At 72.4% G+C, this 6,000-nt stretch carries 5 protein-coding genes and 1 pseudogene; 2 read left to right on the forward strand and 4 right to left on the reverse strand.

All coding sequences use genetic code 11. From position 1 onward, the window contains the following. Positions 1-5: 5 nt before the first annotated feature. Positions 6-944: a zinc-binding dehydrogenase gene (locus tag IE317_RS23425; protein WP_229902883.1), complete on the forward strand. Its 939-nt coding sequence runs from the start codon at positions 6-8 to the stop codon at positions 942-944. On the opposite strand, the gene IE317_RS23430 is transcribed toward IE317_RS23425, so the two are convergent. Beyond that, positions 945-2,120, reverse strand: a complete 1,176-nt coding sequence (locus tag IE317_RS23430; RefSeq protein ID WP_191313473.1) for an acyl-CoA dehydrogenase family protein — start codon at positions 2,118-2,120, stop codon at positions 945-947. It lies immediately after the preceding gene. Then, the gene (gene sfnG, locus IE317_RS23435) at positions 2,117-3,247 is read right to left on the reverse strand and encodes a dimethylsulfone monooxygenase SfnG (RefSeq protein ID WP_191313474.1); all 1,131 of its coding nucleotides are present in this window, start codon (positions 3,245-3,247) and stop codon (positions 2,117-2,119) included. Before sfnG ends, IE317_RS23430 begins: the two co-directional genes overlap by 4 nt. 161 nt (positions 3,248-3,408) lie before the next feature. Here sfnG and IE317_RS23440 point away from each other — a divergent pair, with 161 nt between their 5' ends. Beyond that, positions 3,409-3,897, forward strand: a complete 489-nt coding sequence (locus IE317_RS23440) for a beta-class carbonic anhydrase (protein ID WP_191313475.1) — start codon at positions 3,409-3,411, stop codon at positions 3,895-3,897. Here IE317_RS23440 and IE317_RS23445 read toward each other — a convergent pair. Together IE317_RS23445 and IE317_RS23450 are read right to left on the reverse strand one after the other, a co-directional pair. Further along, on the reverse strand, positions 3,890-4,816 hold the full coding sequence (locus IE317_RS23445) for an LLM class F420-dependent oxidoreductase (RefSeq protein WP_191313476.1): 927 nt from the start codon (positions 4,814-4,816) through the stop codon (positions 3,890-3,892). The two genes, IE317_RS23440 and IE317_RS23445, sit on opposite strands and share 8 nt — an antisense overlap. 194 nt (positions 4,817-5,010) lie before the next feature. Continuing rightward, positions 5,011-6,000 (reverse strand): annotated as a pseudogene (locus IE317_RS23450) (hypothetical protein); the annotation flags it as partial.

Genomic DNA, 6,000 nt, shown 5'->3' on the forward strand with positions numbered 1-6,000 from the left:
AAGCAGTGGCCGTGCAGACCTTCGGCGATCCCGGCGGCCTGGCCGTCGTCGAACGCCCCGACCCGCGGCCGGGCCCCGGGGAGGTGGTGATCACCACCGAGGCGATCGGCGTCGGCGGTGTCGACGCCCTCATCCGCCGCGGCGACCTGGCCGCCTACGGTTTCGAAGCCGGGCACGTCCCCGGCGGCGAGGTCGCCGGGGTCGTCACCGCCCTCGGCGAGGGGGTCGACGAGTCGTGGGCCGGCACCCGGGTCTGGGCCTTCACCGGCCTGGGCGGCGGTTACGCCGAGCAGGCGCTGGTGAACGCCGCAACGCTCGTACCGCTGCCGCCGGGTGTGTCGCCGGTCGACGCGGTGACCGTCGCGGGATCCGGTGTGGTGGCCCACTTCGGTCTCCGGCACGCCCGCTTCGCGCCCGGCGAGTCGGTGCTGGTCCGCGGGGCGGCGGGCGGGATCGGCGTGCTGGCGGTCCAGCTCGCCGCACACACCGGCACGGTCGCGGTCACGACGTCGTCGCCAGAACGCGGCGCCCGACTGCGCACGCTGGGCGCCACCCACGTGCTGGACCGCTCCGGCGCCGGCCCCGGTGGCTACGACGTCGTCATCGACATCGTGGCCGGCGAAGAGCTGCCGTCGTTCTTCGCCAAGCTCAACGCAGGCGGCCGGCTGGTGGCGGTCGGGGCGGTCGCGGGGCCGCCGCCGGCCCGGCTGGTGGCGGAGATGTTCGCGGCGTTCCGGAAGTCGCTGTCGTTCGCGACGTTCAGCGCCGACACCGTGTCCACAGAGGACCGGCGCGCCTTCGCCGGGGAGCTGCTGGCCGCCACCGGGCGCGGCGAGGTGGACGCCGTTGTCCACGACGTGCTGCCCTTGGCGCACGCCACGCTCGCCCACCGGCAGCTCGACGCCGGCGAGGTGTTCGGCCGGATCGCGCTCGTGCCGGCGTGATCAGGTGTACCAGGTCGGCGTCGGGTACGCGCCGAGCAAGGCGTACTCCCCCACCTCGCGGCGCTTGTACGGCAGCGGGTCGTGCAGCGAGTGCGTCCGCAGGTTGCGCCAGAACCGGTCCAGGCCGTACTTCGACGCGCTCGCCCGGGCCCCCGTCAGCTCGAAGATCTTCGTCCCGATCTCGAGGCCGGTGTCCACTGCGCGCTGCTTGGCGGCGGCGATCAGCACCGCCACCTCGCCGCGCGCTTCGGGCGTCAGCTCCTCGCGCGGGGCGTGCAGCACGCGGGAGATCGCCGCGCCCGCCTTGTCGACCAGGGCTTCGACCGCCCACAGCTTGGCCTGCAGGTCGCCGTAGCCGTCGAGGATGTACCACTCCTCCGAGGCCGCCTGCTTGTCGTCGCCGCCGTAGGGCCAGGGGCGGGTCCGGTCCCGCGTGTACGCGAGGGCGGTCTCCAGAGCGCCTTGGGCGATGCCGAGGTAGAAGTTGGTGAAGACCAGCTGGATCGCCGGGACGTTGAGCGTGTTGTAGACGAGCGGCCGGAACTTGCGGTCGACGTAACCGGCGGCCGACGCCCAGGGCACCCGCACGTCCGAAATCGTCACGCTGCCGGATTCGGTGAGCCGCTGGCCGATGTTGTCCCAGTCGTCGTGGAAGGTGATGCCTTCCTGCTGAGACGGGACGATCGCGAAGATGTGGTCCTCGGTCCCGGCCAGGACGCCTTCCAGCACGGTCAGGTCCGAAACCTTGCCCCCGGTGGAGAACGACTTGTGTCCGTTGTAGACGATGTCGTCGCCGTCCTCGGTGATCGTGAGGTCGGAGTCGCGCGGGTTCACCGCGCCGCCGAAGAACAGGTTGCCGGTCGTGTACAGCTCTTCGACCGCCGCCACCTGCGCGTCGGTGGCCACCAGGCGCGCCGCCCAGGCCCACAGGTAGTGGTAGCCCAGCAGCTGCCCGATCGAGCCGTCGGCCTTGGCGACCTCGCGGATCACCCGGTACGCGGTCTCCCACGACTGCCCGCCACCGCCGTGCTCGGCCGGGCCGAGGAGGGTCACCAGCCCGGTGTCCTTCAGCAGCTGGACTTTCTGGTAGGGAGTCTCGCCCCGGCGGTCGCGCTCGACGGCGTCGACGGCCAGTTTGGCGGCGACCTCGCGGGCGCGTTCGATCCAGTCGGTCATGCTCGGCTCCCCACGGGTTCGGGCGTTGCGGCGCTGCGGTCGATGTCCTTCTCGAGTTCCCGGATGATCGGCAGCACGTGCTTGCCGAAGTGCTCGACGTCCTCCTGGAAGTGCAGGAACCCGAGCAGCAGCAGGCTCGCGCCCCGGCGCTTGTATTCGATGGCGCGTTCGGCGATCTGTTCCGGGGTGCCGATGAGCCGGGTGCGGAAGCCGTCGTTGTACTGCACGAGGTCGGCGAACTCCGAATCCGCCCACATGCCCTTCTTGTCGGCCGTCGCGTTGCCGGCCTGCTGCACCGCCGACCGGAAGCCCTCGACCGCTTCGACGTTGGCCTTCGCGACGATCTCGCGCAGCACGTCCCGCGCTTCGGCTTCGGTCTCGCGGGCGATCACGAAACCGTTCAAGCCGAATTTGACGGCGTGGGAGTTTTCGGCGGCGTACCCGCGGACTTCGGCCACCTGTTCGCTGAACCCGTCGTAATCCTTGCCGTTGCTGAAGTACCAGTCCGAAACGCGGCCGGCCAGCTTGCGGGCGGCCGTGGAGTTCCCGCCCTGGAAAATCTCGGGATGCGGACGACCGTCCCCGGCGAGGGGTTTGGGCTTGATGTCGAAATCGTGGATGCGGTAGAAGTCGCCGGTGAACTCGGCGTGGTCGTTCGTCCAGAGTTCCTTGAGCACCCGGATGAACTCTTCGGACCGGCGGTAGCGCTCGTCGTGCTCCAGCCACGGCTCGCCGAGCCCGGTGAACTCGTCCTTGAACCAGCCGCTGACGACGTTCACCGCGGCCCGGCCGCCGGACAGGACGTCCGCGCTGGCGATGAACTTCGCCAGCACCCCCGGCTGCCACAGCCCGGGGTGCACGGCCGCGATCACCTTCAGCCGCTGCGTCGCCAGGAGCAGCGCGAGGCTGAAGCCGGTCGATTCGTGTTGGTGGGCGGCGCCGTAGCTGGCGGTGTAGCGCACCTGCGTGAGCGCGTATTCGAACCCGTTGTTCTCGGCGATGACCGCGAGATCCCGGTTGTATTCGTACCCCCAATCGGTGCGCTGTTCGATGTCACTGGTGACGAGCCCGCCGCTGACGTTCGGCACCCAGTAGGCGAATTTCAGTGGTTCGTGGAGCTGGGTCATGATCGGAGAATGGAGCACGGCTCACGGCGCGGCAAAAGCATCCACGGGCTGGGAAAACGCCCATCCGCCGGGAATTGCGTCCACGTCGTGGGCACGCTTGCGCGGCCACCGCGGGACGGGTCCACTCGGAGGCAGCCCGTTCGCCCATCGGAAGGACCCGCATGTCCGTCACCGACGAACTCCTGGCCGGCAACGCCGCCTACGCCGCCCGGTTCTCCGGGCCGCTGCCGCTGCCGCCCGCCAAGCACGTCGCCGTGCTCGCCTGCATGGACGCGCGCATCAACGTCTACGGCGTTCTCGGCCTGCAGGAGGGCGAGGCCCACGTCGTCCGCAACGCCGGCGGCGTCGCCACCGACGACGCGATCCGCTCCCTCGCCATCAGCCAGCGGCTGCTGGGCACCGAGGAGATCGTCCTCATCCACCACACGGACTGCGGCATGCTCACCTTCACCGACGACGGCTTCAAGAAGTCCATTCAGGACGAGGTCGGCATCAAGCCACCGTGGGCGGCCGAAGCGTTCGACGACCTCGAGGACGACGTCCGCCAGTCGATCGCGCGCATCCGGAACAGCCCGTTCGTCCCGAAGAAGGATTCGGTGCGGGGGTTCGTCTTCGACGTCGCCACGGGCAAGCTGGCCGAAGTCAGCTGAGCGAACCCGCCAGCTGCCAGGTGCGCAGCCGTTCGCGCGGGGACCGCATTCCGGACTGGATCAGGACCACCTCCGTCGCCCCGGCGTCGAAGTACCGGCGCAGGCCCGCCTCGACCGTGCGCTCGTCGCCGATCAGTGCGAGGTCGGCCGCGTGCGCGGCGCCTTCGGCGTCGAGGATCCGGCGGTAGGACGGGATGTCGCCGTAGTAGCCCAGGTGGACCGCGGCGATCTGGCGGACCGTCTCGGCGTCGTCGGTCACCACCGCCGGGACGGCCGCGATCACCCGGGGTTCCGGGCGGCCGGCGTCGGCGGCGGCCTTGGTGAGCGTGGGCACGACGTGCTCGGCGAGCGCGCGCGGACCGGCCAGGAAGGGGAGGGTGCCGTCGGCGAGTTCGCCGGCCACGCGCAGGGCCTGCGGTCCCATCGCGGCGACGACGATCGGGACGTCACCGCCCCCGGGCACGGCCGTGGGCAGCGGCGGGCAGGCGGTGAGCGTTTCGCCGTCGAAGGCGGGCCGGCGGCCGTCGAAGATGTCGCGCAGCACGGTGAGGGACTCGCGCAGGGACGTGATCGGCGGCGGGTATTCGAAGCCGAACGCGGGCTCCAGCAGGTCAGGCACGCCGAGGCCCAGCCCGAGGGTGAACCGCCCACCGGTGGCCGCCTGCGCGGTCTGCGCCTGGGCGGCGAGGTGGAGCGGGTGCCGCGGGTAGAGCGGCACGACGGCGGTCCCGACGGCGATCCCGGGCACCTCCCGTCCGGCGAGGGCCGCGAGGGTGAGGGCATCGTGGTCGAAGAGCTGGGAGAACCAGACGGAACGCAGGCCGGCGTCGGCGGCCTCGCGGGTCTGGCCGAGCAGCGCCTCGACACTGTTGGCGGCGCCGGACAAGTCACCGGCGGGCAGGGCGGCACCGATGGTCATGGGGTTCCTCCGGGGTGGATACGGGATCGGGCTTCTGTGAACTCGCGGCCACGGGCGGCGAACGCCCGCGATGAGGAGGGTGGGCTCCCGCGGCCAAGCGGCCTCCCGCGGCTGGTCGTGAGGAGGAGCGGGCCCGGCGACCGCGCCCACCGAGGGCTCATGCGGCGAGGGCACCGGCTCGGCCGGAGGGAGGGTCAGGCTTCCTCCGGGTACTCCGACTCCCGGCGCCAGGAGATCGGCCGTGGGCGCGGCAACCGCCGGTGGCCCGCGCGGGCCGTCGGCCTCGGTGCGCCGTCCACCTGGCCCCGGTCGGCCGCCAGCTCGTACTGGTTGCGGCCCACCGCGATTCGCGGCTCTGCCGTGCGATTGCCCGTCCCCGGGTCCCCGGCCGGCAACCCCGGCAACCCCGGCAGCCCCGGCCCCGCCACCATCGCGGAGCGAGCGCGGCCGACCCCGGCCAGAACTTCGCGGACCAGTTCGTCCCAGCTCACCCCGCCCGCCTGCTCGCCCGCCGTGAGCGCGCGGGTGATGCGGCCCGCGGCGTCGGCGAACCGGCTTTCGCGGACCGCCAGCTCACCGAGCGAACGTTCGAGCGCCGCCTCGGCCCGGCGGTCGCCCGTCGGCCGCACCGCGCGCAACGCCGTTTCACCGCTCTCGCGCCAGTCCGCGTACCGGCCCCGCGAACCCGCCAGGTCGGCCACGGCCAGCGCCAGTTCCGCGCAGTACCCCGGCTCCCCCGCGTCGGCCGCTTGACGCACCGCGGCCAGCAAACCGGCGGACTCCCGGTCGTACCAGGTGGCCAGGTCACCGAGGTCGGCCGGAACCGGCGTCCGCGGGGCACTCCCCGCCTCGACACCCCGGACCTCGTCGGTCAGGGACAGCCAGGCACCGAACAGCCGCCGCGACGCCGCCCGGAACGGTTGTGCCGCAACGAGTTCCAGTGCGAGCAGCCGGGACAGCGGCGGCAGCCGGTAGCGGGCTCCGGCGACGTCGACCAGGCGGGCGTCGACCAGCGACTCCAGCGCGTCGGCGGCTTCGGCGGGGTCGAGCTCCGACAGCGCCGTCGCGGCCCAGCCCGCCCAGCTGCCCGCGGGAAGCAGGGCCAGCCGTGCGAACAGGTCCCGCGCCGGCGGCGGCAGCTCCGCCAGGCCGCGCCCGACGGCCGCCCGGACACCCGCGCCGAG

The organism is Amycolatopsis bullii (genome assembly GCF_014654205.1).
In the GTDB taxonomy this organism is placed as follows: Bacteria; Actinomycetota; Actinomycetes; order Mycobacteriales; family Pseudonocardiaceae; genus Amycolatopsis; species Amycolatopsis plumensis.